Here is a 15,714-nt window from a genome sequence, read left to right on the forward strand (position 1 = left end):
CTAGTGCCCTAAAAACGCTGACGGCGATCTGAAGGACCACGCAGTGGCTGCCGATCGCTACGGACAACGTTGCCATATCGGCAGCATCGGATTCGACAAATTGAAAGGCAAGGGAATGAAATTCAAAAAATCTGCAGGGGCTGCAGCAACGGCAGTCGCCTTGATGCTTGCGGCATGTGGTGGTAGCGGCGGAGGTGGCGGTGGCGGTGGCTTTCCAGTAGTGCCGGTCGGGCCAGGAGCGGACGGCGCCGGAACACAAGGTCCCGGAACACAAGGGCCCGGAACACAAGGCCCCGGAACACAAGGCCCCGGAACTCAGGGACCAGGAACGCAAGGTCCTGGAACGCAGGAACCTGGAACCCAGGAACCCGGAACACCGGCACCCGCGCAGTATGAGACGCTTCCCTCTGCCTGGGATGGCGACAAGGATTCCTACATCGCCTCGGTGCCGGCCGTCGTGCAGCAACTGAACGACCAGGGCGCCAAAGGCAGCGTCCGGCTGCGCCCCGTGGGAAGCAACTCTCTGTACGTCAATCCGCAAGCCGCCAACGACAAGTACAGCTACAAGGAATTCACGCTCACCTTCTCCGGTCGCGATGGCTGGGACCCGGCCAGTACCGCGCTGCTGCAGCGGTTGGAAGACGAGGGCGCCAAGGGCTATGTGCTGCACCACCTGGTGGGGGAGACGCATACCCTGGACGATTCCCTCAACGCCATCCGCAAGGCCAGCTTCATCCTGGTCAAGAACGAAAGTCAGCCCGTCACCTACACCTATCGGAAGTTCAGCTTCAATCAGATGATGCCGGCCGACTTCATCGCCCAGTTGAACGCATGGGGACAGGAAGGCTATCGCTTCCTGAACACGGAGCGGGGTCTCAGCCCGAGCGTGAATGCGATCGTCGTCAAGAGCTCTGCAGCCGCGGGGGCGACCTACCGCTATGCGTTCGATCCCATCGTCTCCGATCCCAAGCCGCAACTCACCAGCCGCGGTCAAGACGGATTCCGCTACAAGGGCTATTTCGAATACTTCGCCAACCCCGGCGGACAGCCCGTCCAAGGCGTCTTCAATGCCTACGAACTGGACAGCAGCCGCCCCTCGGCGGTCGCCTATCGCTTCTCGGATGAAATTGCTGGAGGCCCGGTCGATATCAATACGCCTGCGGGACTGGCCCGGCTCAATGACCAGGCGAGCCAGGGGTTCTTCTACGCCGGCTTGAGCATTCCTACCGGAGCGAGCGGAGGCGCGGCGATGTTCTTCGCGGACTATGCCGTCTATGTTCAGGGCGTGCTGCTGGCAGACCTCAACCGCGGGGGCGCTGTTCTTTTCCCCTAGACGAACAGGTGCCGGCGAAATCGACGCCGGCATTGGCGGTGTGGTTCATGTACTTGAAGTGGTTGAACGTGCAGCCGGCGAACACCTGCCACCCGCGCGCCACTTCGCCGCTGATCTCCGCGTCGAACCTTTCGCTGCGCACCTTGCCGGTCGAGATGGAACCGCGCCAGCGCAGTGTGGACCTTGCCGTCGAACAGCTCGCCCTTCAGGCCCGCTTCGTCGTTGCGGCCCTTGACGGGCGGCAGCATGTCGCCGGCAGCGGTCATCGCGTTCTGCGGCTGGAAGATTTCAGGGGGTCGCCGTGGTGGCCTGGGTCATGACGGTGGCCCATGCACCGTCGATGCGCTTCCAGACTTCCACCACCCACAGCCCGCCGCTGAAAAAGCGGGTGACGACAAGATCGCCTTGCTGTTCGTGCTGCTCGCGTTCGCGTGGCACGCAGGGCCGCTGCTTCTGCGTTTGAAGGTTGCCGATCCGTTCGGCGCGAGACATGAACTGGCCGTTCTGCTGGACCGTCGTGAAGTCGCTCGCGGTGTACTGTCCCCACTGCGCCGAATCGACGGCATAGAAGGCTTCGTCTCGTGCACGCATGGCGGCTTGAAGGTCGGGGGGGAGGGTGTGGGTGTCGGTCATGAGGGCACTGTAGCGGCCGTGGCCAAGGTCTGCTGTGGGCCCCGTGCGGCCGGAAGTGCTGCGTCGACAGCCGGCCAACGCCACGCGTTCGCAGCGTCTATGCTTGGCGGTCAAGAACAAGACGCTTCCCTTTCTCCCGGCCGTTGCCGCGAGACCACCCGACCATGAACCCGACCGGAACCCTGCGCGGCATCGCCGCGATGCTGTTGGCTTGCGCCTTCTTCGCCTGCATGGACGCGCTGCTCAAGAACCTGGCCGGGCACTACCCGGCGGTGCAGGTGATGGCGCTGCGCGGTCTCACGGCCCTGCCGCTGGTGTGCGTGTACATCGCCTGGCGGCGCGAGACCGCCGGCGTTTTCAATCGCCGGCTGCGTTGGCCTTTGCACCTGCTGCGCACCGCGTTGAACATGACGATGCTCGTGCTCTTCGTCCATGGCCTGAAGACCCTGGGCCTGGCCGAGGCCTACACGCTCACGTTCATCGCGCCGCTGCTGATGGTGCTCATTGCCGTGCCGCTGCTGGGCGAGTCGATTCTTCCGCGCCACTGGGTCGCCATCGGGCTGGGCTTTGTCGGTGTCGTGATCGCGCTGCGGCCCGAGCAGGGCGCGTTCCTCTCGACGGGGGCGCTGGCGATCCTGGTGGCCGCGGCCTGCTACGCGCTGTCGAACATGCTGGGGCGGCTCATCAGCCGCACCGAATCGAGCGCCGCGCTGGTCTTCTGGACCACGGCGGGCATGGCTGTCGGCGGCAGCCTGTTGGCGGCGCCGCAATGGGTGCCCCTCCAGGCCGAGCACATGGGGTTGCTCGCGGGCTTGGCCATCAGCGGCTTTCTGGGCCAGCTGGCCATCGCCGAGGCCTTCCGCCACGGCCAGGCCGCCGCCATCGCCCCCTTCGAATACAGCGCGCTTGCCTGGGGGCTGGTGCTGGACTGGGTGTTCTGGCAGGCCGCGCCCGATGCATGGACGCTGGGCGGTGGCGCGTTGATCATTGCGAGCGGACTGTGGCTGGCGCGAAGCGAGGCGCCCAGGTCCCTGCAGAAAAAGCAGAAGGCCGCCTGAGCGGCGGCGGCGTCTCGTTCAGGCGCGGATGTGCAAGGGCGCGAACGACTTCACCAGATCGTCCAACGCCTTCAGCTGCGTGAGGAAAGGCTCCAGCTGGTCCAGCGGCAGCGCGCTGGGACCGTCGCATTTGGCCTGCGCCGGGTCAGGATGCGCTTCAAGAAAGAGGCCCGCCAGGCCCACCGCCAGGCCTGCACGCGCCAGCTCCGCGACCTGCTCGCGTCGCCCGCCCGAAGCGACGGCGTTCGCCTCGCGTTGCTGGAGCGCATGGGTCACGTCGAAGATGACGGGCAGGTTCCCGGTGATCTTCTTCATGGTGCCGAATCCGAGCATGTCGACCACCAGGTTGTCGTAGCCGAAGCAGGTGCCCCGGTCGCACAGGATGACGGGGGAGGTTCCCGCTTCCCTGATCTTCTCGACGATGTTGAGCACCTGTGACGGGCTCAGGAACTGGGGCTTCTTGACGTTGATGACCTTGCCTGTCTTCGCGAGCGCCACGACCAGATCCGTCTGGCGGGCGAGAAAGGCAGGCAGCTGCAGAACGTCGACCACTTCGGCGACGGGATTCGCCTGCCATGGCTCGTGCACGTCGGTGAGGAGGGGCACGCCGAACTCCGCCTTGACGGCCTCGAAGATTTTCAGGCCCTCTTCCAGACCGGGGCCGCGGTAGGAATGGATGGACGAGCGATTCGCCTTGTCGAAGCTCGCCTTGAAGACATAGGGGATGCCCAGCTTTCGCGTGACGCGGACGTATTCTTCCGCGGCGCGCAGGGCCATGTCCTTCGACTCGAGGACGTTCACGCCGCCAAACAGGACAAAGCCGTCGCTGTTGCTGACGTTGATTGCGGGGGTGATGGCGACGGTCGTCACGAAGAATTCTCCTGGAGTGGTGGCCGTATTCTCGCGCTCTGGCGGACCGGAAGATCACGCCATGGGCTTCCGATGGCTACAGTCGACCAACTGCGGTCGTTGACAGGCGAACGCTCCCAATCCCCTTGAACGACACATGAGAATCTTGTCAGCAACAGTTGTCGCGGAGCATTTTCGGCAAGCCATCCGAGGCGAGGCACCGGTCGCTGCCTCAGGGCGTCGCCCCTACAAGGGTGAAATGCAATATGAAATGGGGGGGTGGCATGTCAGCGTGTTCTATTGCGAAGGACACCTCGACTACTGCGACAGGGCGGTGGCAGCGGACGGCAGAGAAGGTCAATACGATGATTGGACGGACAGTGAAGGTCATGGGGACCCCATTTCCCTCTTGACCCTTGACGAGGCCAAGGCGCTCGAAGCCATCTTCGAGCACGCGCGCCAATCGGGGGCGTAGTTCGCGCCAGGGCCTGACGCGCATGAGCGCGCCTTGTGTGCCCGCATGGCTGTGCAGGCGAAAATCGCCTGTGCCCAAGTTTGCCCTCCCGCTCCACCCGATCTCCCCGCGCCCGTGACCTCCACCGACCTCCAGGGCTTCATCCTCACGCGCCACTGGCGTGATGCGCCCGCCGGCACGGAGATCGAGTACTGGCTGGCGACCGAGGCGGGGCCCAGGAAAGTGGTCCTGACCTCGCGCAGCAGCGTCGCGTTCGTCGCCGCCCGACACCGGGCGGCGGTGGAAGCGCACCTCGCGGCCATGCCGGGCGTGCAGCTGCGTGAGCTCGCGCTCCAGAGCTTCCAGCAGGAGGCGGTTCTTGGTGTCTATGCCACGCACTTCCGCCAGCTCGGCCGCTTGGCACGCGCCCTCCAGGCGCAGGGCATTCCGTTGCTCGAAGCCGACGTGCGCCCGCACGACCGCTACCTGATGGAGCGCTTCATCACCGCCGGCGTGCGGGTGGAAGGCGGGCGGGCAGAGCGCGCCACGATCGTCGACTGCAAGCTCAAGCCCGCGCCCGAATTCCGGCCGGTGCTGAAGGTCGTGTCGCTGGACATCGAGACGAGCCAGCATGAAGGGCTCTATTCGATTGCGCTGGACGGCACGCCGGAGCGCGTCGTCTTCATGCTCGGCGAGCCGCCGCCCGAGCCGGATGAGCCGATGGGCTTTTCGCTCGTCTACTGCCCGACCCGCAAGGCCATGATCGAGCAACTGAACGACTGGTTCGAGCGCAACGACCCCGATGTCGTCATCGGATGGAACGTCATCCAGTTCGACCTGCGCGTGTTGCAGAAGACCGCCAACGACTGCGGCGTGCCGTTCCTCCTGGGACGGGAGCGCCGCCCGATCGAATGGCGCACCCATCCGGGCAAGCAGGGCTACCTGTTCGCGCCCACGCCAGGCCGGGTCATCCTCGATGGCATCGAGGCGCTCCGGGCCGCGGTGTGGAGCTTTCCGTCCTTCAGCCTCGAGAACGTCTCGCAGACGCTGCTGGGCGAAGGCAAGGCCATCGGCGACGAGTACGACAAGATGGCCGAGATCGAGCGGCGCTACCAGCACGACAAGCCCGCCCTCGCGCTCTACAACATCCGCGACTGCGAGCTGGTGCTGCGCATCTTCGAGAAGGCGAAGCTGCTGCAGTTCATGATGGAGCGTGCCCAGGTCACCGGCCTGCAGGCCGACCACTTCGGCGGCTCCATTGCCGCGTTCAGCCACCACTACCTGCCGCGGATGCATCGCCTGGGCTACGTGGCGCCGAACGTGGGCGAGATCGCGAGCAAGGCCTATCCCGGCGGCTACGTGATGGACTCGAAGCCGGGCTTCTACGACTCCGTCGTGGTGCTGGACTACAAGAGCCTCTACCCCTCGATCATCCGCACCTTCCTGGTCGATCCGGTGGGCCTGGTCGAGGGCTCGAACGCGAGCGACCCGACTGGGCTCATCCAGGGGCCGCAAGGCACCGTCTTCTCGCGCGAAAAGCACTGCCTGCCGGAGATCGTGACCACGCTGTGGCGCGCCCGGGACGAGGCCAAGCGCGCGAAGAACGAGCCGCTGTCGCAGGCGCTGAAGCTGCTCATGAACTCCTTCGCCGGCGTGCTGGGGGCCTCCGAGTGCCGGTTTTTCAACCCCAAGCTGGTGTCCGCCGTGACGCTGCGCGGGCACGAGATGATGAAGCTCACGCGCGAGTTCGTGGAAGAGCAGGGCTACGAAGCCATCTACGGCGACACCGACTCCATCTTCATCTGGCTCAAGCGCACCCACACCAACGACGAGGCGCACGCCGTCGCGGTCCGCCTGGCGGCCGACATCAACGCCTGGTGGGCACGCACGCTGCGCGAGGAACAGGGCCTGCAGAGTTTTCTCGAGATCGAGGTCGACACCCACTACAAGAAGTTCTTCATGCCCACCATCCGCGGCTCGGAGGTCGGCAGCAAGAAGCGCTACGCGGGTCTCAGCGTGGATGCCGCGGGTAAGGAGGAGATGGTGTACCGCGGCCTGGAGATGGCGCGCAGCGACTGGACCCCGCTCGCGCGCCAGTTCCAGGAGGGCCTGCTGTCGCGCATCTTCCAGGGCGAGCCCTACAAGGCGTTCGTGACCGACTACGCCAGGTCGACGCTGGCGGGCGCCAAGGACGACCTGCTCATCTACCGCAAGCGCCTGCGCCACCGGCTCGATGCCTACCTGGTCAACGTGCCGCCGCAGGTGCGGGCCGCGCGCATCGCCGACGAGCACAACGGACGGATCGGTCGGCCCAAGCAGTACCAGAAGGGCGGCTGGATTCAATACGTCATGACGCGGAACGGACCGGAGCCGCTGGAAACCCGCCACTCGCGCATCGACTACGAGCACTACCTGACCCGGCAGCTGCAGCCGATTGCCGATGCCATTCTTCAGCCCATGGGAGACAGTTTCATGGCCTTGACGACCTCGCAACGCGGGCTCTTCTAGCTGAAATCGCCTGATCGCGACATCGCTTCACCGCAACCCCGACTGCCGATCCGCCGCCCCCACCAGCTGCACCAGCCCCGGCCCGATGGTGTCCAGCAGCTGCGCCTTCTTCCAGTGAAACCCCGGCACCGCGCAGTTGAACAGCAGCCGGCGCGGCCCGTAGCGAACACGCGCCGCCGCGCCTGCCGCAAGCACGCCGAAGCCTGAATCGCCGAGGTTGATCGCGAAACCGCGCTTGGCGTAGTTCGCGACGCTCTCGCGCACGCCTTCGAGGCAACGTGCGTGCTCTTCGGGCCGCTCGCGCTTCACGCGGGCCAGGAACTCCTGGCGCTCGCCCGCAGGCAACTGCGCGAGCCACGCACGGCCCATGGCGGTTTCGACGATGCCGCGCACGGCGCCCACGCCGGGGCGCTTCAAGGTGCCGCCCTCGTGGGCACACGTTTCCAGGTAGACCACGTCGAGGTCGTTGGTCACGCCGACCGACACCGCGCCCTCGATGCGGTCGGCCAGCTGCTGCATGGCCGGGCGCAGCATGGCGAGCAGGGGCGTGTTGATGACGTAGGGGTAGCACAGCGCCACGGCGGCCGGGCCGATGAAGTAGCGGTCCAGGCGTTCGTCGTGGTCCAGGAAGCCCATGGCCAGCAGGGTGCGGCACAGGCGCGAGACGGTGGGGCGCGGCAGGCCCAGTTTGGTGGCGAACTCGCTGTTGGCATGCGCGCGCGGGTCGCTCACAAAGGTCTGCAGGATGAGCAGGCCTTTGGCCAGGGTGCCGGCAAAGTACGGGTCTTCGTCCCGCACCCGGCGCAGGTCGTCGGAGTCCTTCATGGGCTGGCGGCGATTCTGGGTGGGGCGGGGCATGGGTGTGAATCGCAGTTTCAATAATTGAAATTCAGTGCCGGTGATTGTGGACCTGCTTCCTACAGTCGCGGCCACCATGATCCGAGACACCCCCCACTTCGAGGCCCTGCGGGCCGACATCCGCGCCTTCGTTCGCGAACGCTGGCATCCGCTGGAAGAGCAGGTCAGCCGCGACAACGACATCCCGCCCGACGTGGTCGACGAGCTGCGACGCAAGGGCTACTTCGGCTGGAGCATTCCCGAGGCGTACGGCGGCCTGGGCCTCACGACCGAAGAGCTGGTGCTGTGCGCGATGGAGCTGTCGCAGTCGTCGGTGGCGCTGCGCGCCCGCGTGGGCACCAACACGGGCATCGGTTCCGAAGCGCTGGTGGCCGACGGCACCGAGGCGCAGAAGCAGCGCTGGCTGCCGCGCATGGCCACGGGCGAACTCACCGGCTGCCTGGCGCTCACGGAGCCCGAGGCGGGTTCGGAGGCGAGCAACGTGCAGACCACGGCGCGCCGCGAGGGCGACCACTACGTGCTCAACGGCAGCAAGCGCTTCATCACCAACGCGCCGGTGGCCGATGTGTTCACGGTCATCGCCCGCACCGAAGAAGGCTCGAAGGGCAGCAAGGGCGTGTCGGCGTTCCTGGTCGAGCGCGGCCCGGGCCTGACCACAGGCGCGCCCTACCGCATGATGGGCCAGGCCGGCTCCTTCGTGTCGGATGTGCACTTCGACGAATGCCGCGTGCACGCCGACCAGCTCATCGGCGGGCGCGAGGGCATGGGCTTCCAGACGGTGATGAAGGTGCTCAACAAGCAGCGCCTGCACCTGGCGGCGCTGTGCACGGGGCCGGCCATCCGCATGCTGGACCTGGCCATGGCGCACACGAGTGGCCGCCATCAGTTCGGCCAGGCCGTGGCCGACTTCCAGCTGGTGCAGGCCATGATCGCCGACAGCCGCACCGAGATCTACGCGGCGCGTTCGATGATCCTCGAGGCAGCGCGTGCGCGCGATCGCGGCGAAGACGTGGCCCTGTCGGCCTCGATGTGCAAGTACTTCGCCTCGGAAATGTGCGGTCGCGTGGCCGACCGCGCGGTGCAGATGTTCGGGGGCTCGGGCTACGTGGCCGACTTCAGCCCCATCGAGCGCTACTACCGCGACGTGCGCCTGTTCCGCCTGTACGAGGGCACGAGCCAGATCCACCAGCTCAACATCGCCAAGCTGGCATTGCGCGAGGCGGGTGAGCGATGAGCCTGCGCACCGACCTCGTGCCACGGGTGCGCGACTTCGTGGAGCGGCATTGCATCCCGCTCGAATCGAATGCCCACGTGCACGACCCGCGGGCCATGGACGCCGCGCTGTCGCAGCTGCGCCCGATCGCGCGCGAACAGGGCCTGTACCTGCCGCAGATGCCGGTCGAGGAGGGCGGGCTGGGCCTGTCGTGGGTCGAGCGCGCGGCGGTGTTCGAGGAGGCCGGCCGCAGCTACCTGGGCCCGGCCGCGTTGAACTGCGCGGCGCCCGACCAGCCCAACATGATCAGCCTGCTGCGCCAGGGCACGCCCGCGCAGCAGCAGCGCTACCTGCGACCGCTGGCCGAGGGCCGCATCCGCTCGTGCTTCGCCATGACCGAGCCGGCGCCCGGCGCGGGCTCCGACCCGTCGATGCTGCGCACCACCGCGCGGCGTGCGGGGGACGGCTGGGTCATCGACGGCCACAAGTGGTTCATCACCGGCGCGGTGGGCGCGGCCTTCTGCATCGTGCTGGCGCAGACGGACGAGGGGCCCACGCAGTTCATCGTGGACATGGACCACACGGGCCTTTCGCTGGTGCGCGCCATCAAAGCCATCGATCCGTTCGCGGTCGGCGGCCACGGTGAGCTGCGCTTCACCGCCTGCCGCATGGGCGCCGACGCGGTGCTGGGCGAGGTGGGCTCGGGCTTCGTGGCGGCGCAGCAGCGGCTGGAGCCTGCGCGGTTGTCGCACTGCCTGCGGCTCATGGGCCGTGCGCGGCGCGCGCTCGAGATCGCGCAGGCCTATGTGTGCGAGCGCACGTCCTTCGGCGATCGGCTGGCCGACCTGCAGCAGATCCAGGCGATGGTGGCCGACTGCCACATCGACCTGCACGCCAGCCGGCTCATGAGCCTGGACTGCGCGCGCCGCATGGACGCGGGCCTGTCGGTGAAGACCGAGTCGGCGATGACGAAGGTCTTCGTGTCCGAAGCCCTGAACCGCGTGGCCGACCGCGCGGCGCAGATGTGCGGTGCGCTGGGCATGTCGGAAGACGCGCCCATCGCCCTCATCTTGCGCGAGCTGCGGCCCTTTCGTATCTACGACGGCGCCTCCGAGCTGCACCGCGCCACGCTCGGGCGCCGCTTCCTCACGCACTGACACGCTGAACACACAGAGAAACTGGAGACTGACGATGACGTCCTTGAGCAAGAAAATTTCGCACCTGGCTGCCGGCCTTGCATTCGGCCTGGCCGGCTCGCTGGCGATGGCCGCCTTTCCCGATCGCCCCGTGAAGCTGGTCGTGCCTTTCCCCGCCGGCGGCAGCACCGACCTGGTGGCGCGCGAGGTGGCGCTGGAGCTGGGCCATGCGCTGGGCCAGCCGGTCATCGTGGAGAACAAGCCCGGCGCCGGCAGCCTGATCGGCTCGGAGCTCGTGGCCAAGTCGGCGCCCGACGGCTACACGCTGCTCATGGCGGGGCTGACCAACATCTTCCTGCCCTACGTGCACAAGGGCCTCACCTGGAACCCGGTGGACGACTTCGTGCCCGTGGGCCTGGTGGCCGACCTGCCGAACGTCATCGCGGTCAACGCGAAGACGCCGTACCAGAAGCTGCCCGAACTCATCGCCGCCGACAAGGCCAAGCCGGGGCAGCTTGCCTTCGGCTCGGCCGGCCCGAGCACGCCGTCGCACCTGGTGTGCGAAATGATCAACCACCAGGCCGGCATCAAGATGCAGCACGTGCCCTACAAGGGGAACGCGCCGGCGGTGAACGACCTGATCGCCGGCCACATCCCGGTGATGTGCAACAACCTTGGCGGCACGCTGCCCTACATGAGCAGCGGGCAGATCCGCATCCTGGCGCAGACCGGCCGCACGCGCTCTCCCTCGGCGCCCGACGTGCCCACCTTCGCCGAGCTGGGCCTGCAGGGCTTCGACAGCGGCCTGTGGATGGGCATCGTCGCGCCCAAGGGAACGCCCGATGCCGTGATGCGTCCGCTGCGCGCCGCGTTGGCCAAGGCCTTGCCCGCGGTGAAGGACAAGCTGGCCAAGCTGGGTGCGGCCGCGCTCGACCCGTCGCTGCCCGCGTTCGGCCAGCGCATCGCCGCCGACCGCAAGCTGTGGGACCCGGTGCTCAAGCGCGTCGACCTGAAGGGCAACTGATGGGCCAGCCTTCTGACCACGCGCCCCTGCACGGGGTGCGCATCCTGGACATGGCGACCGTGCTCGCCGCGCCGTTCTCGGCCACGCTGTGCGGCGACATGGGGGCCGACGTCGTCAAGCTGGAACTGCCGGGCGGCGGCGATCCGCTGCGCGGGCTCACGCCGGTGCACGAGGGCCACCCGCTGTTCTGGAAGACCGCGAACCGCGGCAAGAAGGGCATCTCGCTGGACGTGCGCAAGCCCGAGGGCCGCGCGCTGTTCCTGCGGCTCATCGCCGGCTTCGACGTGCTGGTGGAAAACTTCCGCACCGGCACGCTGGACGGCTGGGGCCTGGACATCGCCGCGCTGCACGCGGCCAACCCGCGCCTCATCGTGCTGCGCCTCACGGGCTTCGGCCAGACCGGGCCGTATGCGCGCCGGCCGGGCTTTGCCCGCATCTTCGAAGCGATGAGCGGCTTCACGCACCTGACCGGCGAGCCCGGCGGTCCGCCGCAGCACATGAACTATCCGCTGGGCGACGTGGTGGCGGGCCTGTTCGGTGCCTTCGCCATCAGCACCGCGCTGGCCGAGCGCAACGCATTGCCGCGCGATCGGCAGTGCGGCGCCGAGATCGACCTGTCGGCCACCGAGGCAATGTCGCGCCTGCTCGATCCGCTGGCGGCCGAGCACCGCATCGGCGGCGTGGTGCGCGAGCGCACCGGCTCGCGCGCCACCTACACCGCGCCGTCCAACGTGTTTCGCGCGGCCGACGGCGTGTGGTTCACGCTGGTGGGCACGGGCGGGCCGATCTTCGCGCGCATCTGCCGTGCGATCGGCCGCGACGACCTGCTCACCGACGCGCGCTTCGTCGACAACGCCGCGCGCCTGCGCCACCTCGAGGCGCTGGACCGCATCCTGGCCGACTGGTGCGCGAGCCTGCCGTTCGCGGAGCTGGCCGAGCGGCTGGACCGCGAAGACGTGCCCTACAGCAAGGTGTATTCGATTGCCGACCTGCGGGCCGACCCGCACATGCAGGCACGCGGCGCCTTCATCGACGTGCCCGACGAACAGTTCGGCACCGTGCCCGCACCGGCGGCCGTGCCGCGCTTCGTGGGGCGCGAAGGCGTGCGGCCGGCCGCCACGGGGCCGCGCACGGGGCAGCACAACGGCGAGGTGTATGGCGGGCTGGGCCTGGGCGAGGCACAGCTTGCGGCACTGCGCGACGCGCAGGTGATCTGAGGCGCGCCTGCGCTTTCGCCCGCCCTTTCGCCCGCCCTGTCGGGTAGTCGTTTTGTCATGCATGCCCCCGCGCCACCGCGGGGCACCTGACCCCCTCAGAAAAGGGCGCTCCGCTCATGTGCGAAAGCGGTGCGATTCCTACAGTCATCCCCATGCCGAACGCTTCTTCCCACGCCGGGAAGGTCAGCGGTTTCGGCCGGTCACCACCACCGGGGACGCCGCATGGAACCGCTCGAAGTCCTGCCGAGAACCGCCCTGAGCCTGCTGCGCGAAGACGCCGGCATGTCGTTCATGGAGTTCGCGCTGATCGGTGCGCTGGTGATGGTCGTGGTGCTTCTGCTGCTGCTCGCCCTGCGGCGCAGCGCCTGAACACGGGGAGCGCGCCATGCAGGAATTCAACGCTGTCCTCGAACTGCTCGCGATGCTGGCGACCGACATCCGCGTGCTGGCGCTCTTCGCGCTGCTCGGCGTGGCGGCGGTCAGCGACTGGCGTTCCTACCGCATTCCCAACTGGCTGACCTTCGGCGGTGCGAGCTTCGCCCTCATCTACGGAACGATGGCGGCACGCACGCCGACGTCGGGTGCGCTGAGCGCATTCGGTGGCCTGGGTGTGGGCTTCGCCGCGATGCTGCCGTTCTATGCGCTCGGGATCATGGGCGCGGGCGACGTCAAGCTGATGGCCATGACCGGGGCCTTCCTGGGGCCGCAGCAGACGCTGATGGCCGTGCTCTTCACTTTCATTGCGGGCGGCGTCGCGGCGCTGGCCTTCGCGATCCATCGCCGCCGCCTCGCCCACATGCTGGGCAACGTCAAGACCGCGGCGCAGGGGATGCTCATTTCCGGTATGGCGGGCGTGCGGCCCGACGGGCGCCTGCGGGCGAGCCAGTCCGTGGGCAAGTTGCCCTACGGCCTGTGCATTGCGGCGGGCACGGTGGTCCAAGTGCTGGCGCACCAGTTGGGCTTTGTCTAGCTCCTGCATGTTTCATTCCTGGCGGAGGTTCGTATGAAGAACATCAAGGCGATCGGGCTGATCTTTCTGGCCCTGTTGTTCGGGCTGGCGGCCGCGGTCTACGCGACCGGCTGGATCTCGCGGCAAAGCGGCATCGCGTCCAACAAGGTGGTCGTGGCCGCCGTCGACATCGACCTGGGCAGCCGCGTCAACGCGCAGATGCTGTCCACGGTCGACTGGCCCAGTGGCTCGGTGCCCAACGGCTCCTTCGGCGACATCAAGGCGCTGAACGACCGCGTGGTGAAGGTCGGCGTGCTGCGAGGCGAAGCGCTCATCGAGGGCAAGCTGGCGCCGGTAGGCACGCAGGGCGGGCTGTCGGCGGTGATCGCCAGCGGCAAGCGGGCCATGACGGTGCGCGTCAATGACGTGGTCGGCGTGGCGGGCTTCGCGCTGCCGGGCAACTACGTCGACGTGATGGTCAACGCCCAGCAGGAAAAGGGGCGCGGCGAAGACGCGCTGCAGATCAGCAAGACCGTGCTCGAGCAGGTGCTGGTGCTGGCCGTGGCCCAGGAGGCCAACCGCGACGACACCAAGCCGAAGGTCGTGAGCGCGGTGACGCTCGAACTCTCGCTCGAAGACTCCGAGAAGCTCGACCTGGCACGCAGCGTGGGCACCCTGTCGCTCGTGCTGCGCAACCAGATGGACAAGACCACGGTCGCCACCCTGGGCATCACCAAGGGGCAGCTGTTCGGCGAGAAGAAGGACATCGTGCCGGTCTCCACCGCGGCACCGGCCCGCCCGCGTGTGCAACGGGCGGCGCCCGCCGCCCCGCGGTCTTCCGAATGCGTGGAGGTGATCCAGAGCGCCTCGCGTTCGGTCACCTGTTTCTGATCGTTCGTCAGGAGGAACACCAAGTGCGCCCACTCACAACAACCATCGCCCGTCTGCTGGCGACCCTCGCGACCGTGGCGACGCCCGCCCTGGCCGCGGAGGTCGTGGCAACCGCCCCGGTCACGGCCGCCATGCCCGCCGCCACTGCAGCCGCTGCAGCCGCCACGCCCGCCGCGGCACGGCCCGCGGCCACCGCGGCCAGCGGCAATGCATCCGGCAGCCGGCGGTGCACCGCCATCATTCCGGACGACGAGCCGACCTATGCCGTGCTCGGCAAGTCGGTGGTCATTCCGTTGAAGGCGCGCGCGGTGCGCATCGTGGTCAGCGGCCAGCCGCAGCCCCAGAGCCCGGCGCCCGCGCCGGTGGCCGCTCCGCAGGGCGCGGCGCCCGTGGCGGCGCCCCCCGCGGCCCGCAGCGACGGTGTCGGCGACATCGAGGTCACGCTGCTGAGCCCGACCGACCTGTTCTTCCGGGGCCGCCAGGCCGGCTCGATGAACGTCGTGCTCCAGAGCGCCGACGGCACCTGCCACATCAAGGACGTGATCGTCACCATCGACCCCGGCGCGCTGCAGGCCAAGCTGGCGGAGCTGATGCCCGAAGAGCGCGGCATCCGCGTGCGCAGCGCCGAGCGCTCCATCGTGCTCACCGGCGAGGTCAGCGACGCGCTGAAGCTCGACGACGTGATGAACCTGGCCTCGGCCTACGGCGCCGAAGGCAAGAAGGTGGTGAACCTGCTGCGCGTCGGAACGTCCCAGCAGGTGATGCTCGAAGTGAAGATCGCCGAGGTCAGCAAGACCCTGCTCGACCGGCTGGGCGCGCGCGTCGGCCTGGCGCGCACGGGCAGCGGGGGGCAGAACAACTACTCGCTCATCTCCAACTTCCTGAGCTCGGGCGGTGGGCTGGTCCAGGCGCTGCGCATCGGGCGCACCGCCGTGACCATCGACGGCCAGAAGGACGACGGGCTGGTGCGCGTTCTTGCCGAGCCCAACATCATGGCCATCAGCGGCCAGCAGGCCAGCTTCCTGTCGGGCGGCAAGATCTTCATTCCGGTGGCGCAAACCGGTGGCGGCGGCAACGGCACCACCATCACGCTGGAAGAGAAGGAGTTCGGCATCGGCGTCAAGTTCATGCCGACGGTGCTCAACGGCGACCGCATCAACCTCAAGATGGTGTCCGAGGTGTCGGACCTGTCGCAGACCGGCTCGCCGTTCACCACGGTCGGTGGCGTGACGTCCGTGCTGCCCTCGCTCACGGTGCGGCGCGCAGACACCACGGTGCAGCTCAACGACGGCCAGAGCTTCGTCATCGCCGGGCTCATCAAGAGCAACGCGACCGAAGCGATCAAGCGTTTCCCGGGGTTGGGCGAAGTGCCGGTGATGGGTGCGCTGTTCCGCAGCACCGAGTTCCAGAACGAGCAGACCGAGCTGATGTTCGTCATCACGCCGCGCCTGGTGCGCCCGCTGGCCCAGTCGCCGCGCGTGCCGACCGACAACCACGTCCCGCCCAGCCGCGCCGAGGTCTACCTCAACGGGGCCCTCGAAAGCAGCACCCCGGCCCCGGCCGCCCCGGCCAGCGAAACCCCGTGAGGAGT

16 protein-coding genes are annotated in these 15,714 nt (G+C 67.8%); 12 read left to right on the plus strand and 4 right to left on the minus strand.

Features of this window, described 5'->3' with window-relative positions:
- The first annotated feature begins 43 nt into the window (after window positions 1–43).
- Window positions 44–1,333, plus strand: coding sequence for a hypothetical protein (locus AC3WQM_RS00680; protein ID WP_492676513.1), 1,290 nt, complete (start codon window positions 44–46; stop codon window positions 1,331–1,333).
- Here the strand turns inward: AC3WQM_RS00680 and AC3WQM_RS00685 are convergent.
- Both AC3WQM_RS00685 and AC3WQM_RS00690 read right to left on the minus strand, forming a co-directional pair.
- Window positions 1,330–1,599, minus strand: a complete 270-nt coding sequence (locus AC3WQM_RS00685) for a hypothetical protein (RefSeq protein ID WP_492676514.1) — start codon at window positions 1,597–1,599, stop codon at window positions 1,330–1,332. The genes AC3WQM_RS00680 and AC3WQM_RS00685 overlap by 4 nt on opposite strands.
- 22 nt (window positions 1,600–1,621) lie before the next feature.
- Entirely contained in the window at window positions 1,622–1,966 is a 345-nt protein-coding gene (locus AC3WQM_RS00690) for a nuclear transport factor 2 family protein (protein WP_492676515.1), read from the minus strand.
- Between the two features lie 164 nt (window positions 1,967–2,130).
- On the opposite strand from AC3WQM_RS00690, the gene AC3WQM_RS00695 reads away from it, so the two are divergent.
- A complete protein-coding gene (locus AC3WQM_RS00695) occupies window positions 2,131–3,024 on the plus strand; it encodes a DMT family transporter (RefSeq protein ID WP_489058587.1) in 894 nt (297 codons plus the stop codon).
- A gap of 18 nt (window positions 3,025–3,042) precedes the next feature.
- Here AC3WQM_RS00695 and kdsA read toward each other — a convergent pair whose 3' ends face one another.
- On the minus strand, window positions 3,043–3,894 hold the full coding sequence (kdsA, locus tag AC3WQM_RS00700) for a 3-deoxy-8-phosphooctulonate synthase (protein WP_489058586.1): 852 nt from the start codon (window positions 3,892–3,894) through the stop codon (window positions 3,043–3,045).
- 136 nt (window positions 3,895–4,030) lie between these two features.
- Here kdsA and AC3WQM_RS00705 point away from each other — a divergent pair, with 136 nt between their 5' ends.
- Both AC3WQM_RS00705 and AC3WQM_RS00710 read left to right on the plus strand, forming a co-directional pair.
- The gene (locus AC3WQM_RS00705) at window positions 4,031–4,348 is read left to right on the plus strand and encodes a DUF7693 family protein (RefSeq protein WP_492676517.1); all 318 of its coding nucleotides are present in this window, start codon (window positions 4,031–4,033) and stop codon (window positions 4,346–4,348) included.
- A gap of 114 nt (window positions 4,349–4,462) precedes the next feature.
- Window positions 4,463–6,835, plus strand: coding sequence for a DNA polymerase II (locus AC3WQM_RS00710; protein ID WP_492676518.1), 2,373 nt, complete (start codon window positions 4,463–4,465; stop codon window positions 6,833–6,835).
- A gap of 27 nt (window positions 6,836–6,862) precedes the next feature.
- Here the strand turns inward: AC3WQM_RS00710 and AC3WQM_RS00715 are convergent, their stop codons facing one another.
- The gene (locus AC3WQM_RS00715; protein WP_492676519.1) at window positions 6,863–7,693 is read right to left on the minus strand and encodes an IclR family transcriptional regulator; all 831 of its coding nucleotides are present in this window, start codon (window positions 7,691–7,693) and stop codon (window positions 6,863–6,865) included.
- Between the two features lie 76 nt (window positions 7,694–7,769).
- On the opposite strand from AC3WQM_RS00715, the gene AC3WQM_RS00720 reads away from it, so the two are divergent.
- From AC3WQM_RS00720 to AC3WQM_RS00755, 8 genes are all read left to right on the plus strand, one after another.
- Complete coding sequence (locus AC3WQM_RS00720) at window positions 7,770–8,927, plus strand: acyl-CoA dehydrogenase family protein (RefSeq protein ID WP_492676520.1); 1,158 nt, start codon at window positions 7,770–7,772, stop codon at window positions 8,925–8,927.
- Window positions 8,924–10,063 carry an acyl-CoA dehydrogenase family protein gene (locus tag AC3WQM_RS00725; RefSeq protein WP_492676521.1) on the plus strand — a complete coding sequence of 380 codons (1,140 nt, stop codon included), beginning with the start codon at window positions 8,924–8,926 and terminating at the stop codon, window positions 10,061–10,063. The genes AC3WQM_RS00720 and AC3WQM_RS00725 overlap by 4 nt, the downstream gene beginning before the upstream one ends.
- A gap of 34 nt (window positions 10,064–10,097) precedes the next feature.
- A complete protein-coding gene (locus AC3WQM_RS00730) occupies window positions 10,098–11,066 on the plus strand; it encodes a Bug family tripartite tricarboxylate transporter substrate binding protein (protein WP_492676522.1) in 969 nt (322 codons plus the stop codon).
- On the plus strand, window positions 11,066–12,283 hold the full coding sequence (locus AC3WQM_RS00735) for a CaiB/BaiF CoA transferase family protein (RefSeq protein WP_492676523.1): 1,218 nt from the start codon (window positions 11,066–11,068) through the stop codon (window positions 12,281–12,283). Before AC3WQM_RS00730 ends, AC3WQM_RS00735 begins: the two co-directional genes overlap by 1 nt.
- Before the next feature lie 222 nt (window positions 12,284–12,505).
- The gene (locus tag AC3WQM_RS00740; RefSeq protein ID WP_180288527.1) at window positions 12,506–12,652 is read left to right on the plus strand and encodes a hypothetical protein; all 147 of its coding nucleotides are present in this window, start codon (window positions 12,506–12,508) and stop codon (window positions 12,650–12,652) included.
- Window positions 12,653–12,668: 16 nt separating this feature from the next.
- Window positions 12,669–13,253 (plus strand): A24 family peptidase, encoded by a 585-nt coding sequence (locus AC3WQM_RS00745; protein ID WP_492676524.1) that lies wholly within the window; start codon window positions 12,669–12,671, stop codon window positions 13,251–13,253.
- A 33-nt stretch (window positions 13,254–13,286) separates the two neighbouring features.
- The gene (cpaB, locus tag AC3WQM_RS00750) at window positions 13,287–14,123 is read left to right on the plus strand and encodes a Flp pilus assembly protein CpaB (RefSeq protein WP_489058576.1); all 837 of its coding nucleotides are present in this window, start codon (window positions 13,287–13,289) and stop codon (window positions 14,121–14,123) included.
- Window positions 14,124–14,254: 131 nt separating this feature from the next.
- Window positions 14,255–15,709: a type II and III secretion system protein family protein gene (locus tag AC3WQM_RS00755; protein ID WP_492677174.1), complete on the plus strand. Its 1,455-nt coding sequence runs from the start codon at window positions 14,255–14,257 to the stop codon at window positions 15,707–15,709.
- Window positions 15,710–15,714 lie beyond the last annotated feature (5 nt).

The sequence above is a fragment of the Variovorax sp. FW301-JW7 genome (genome assembly GCF_058788795.1).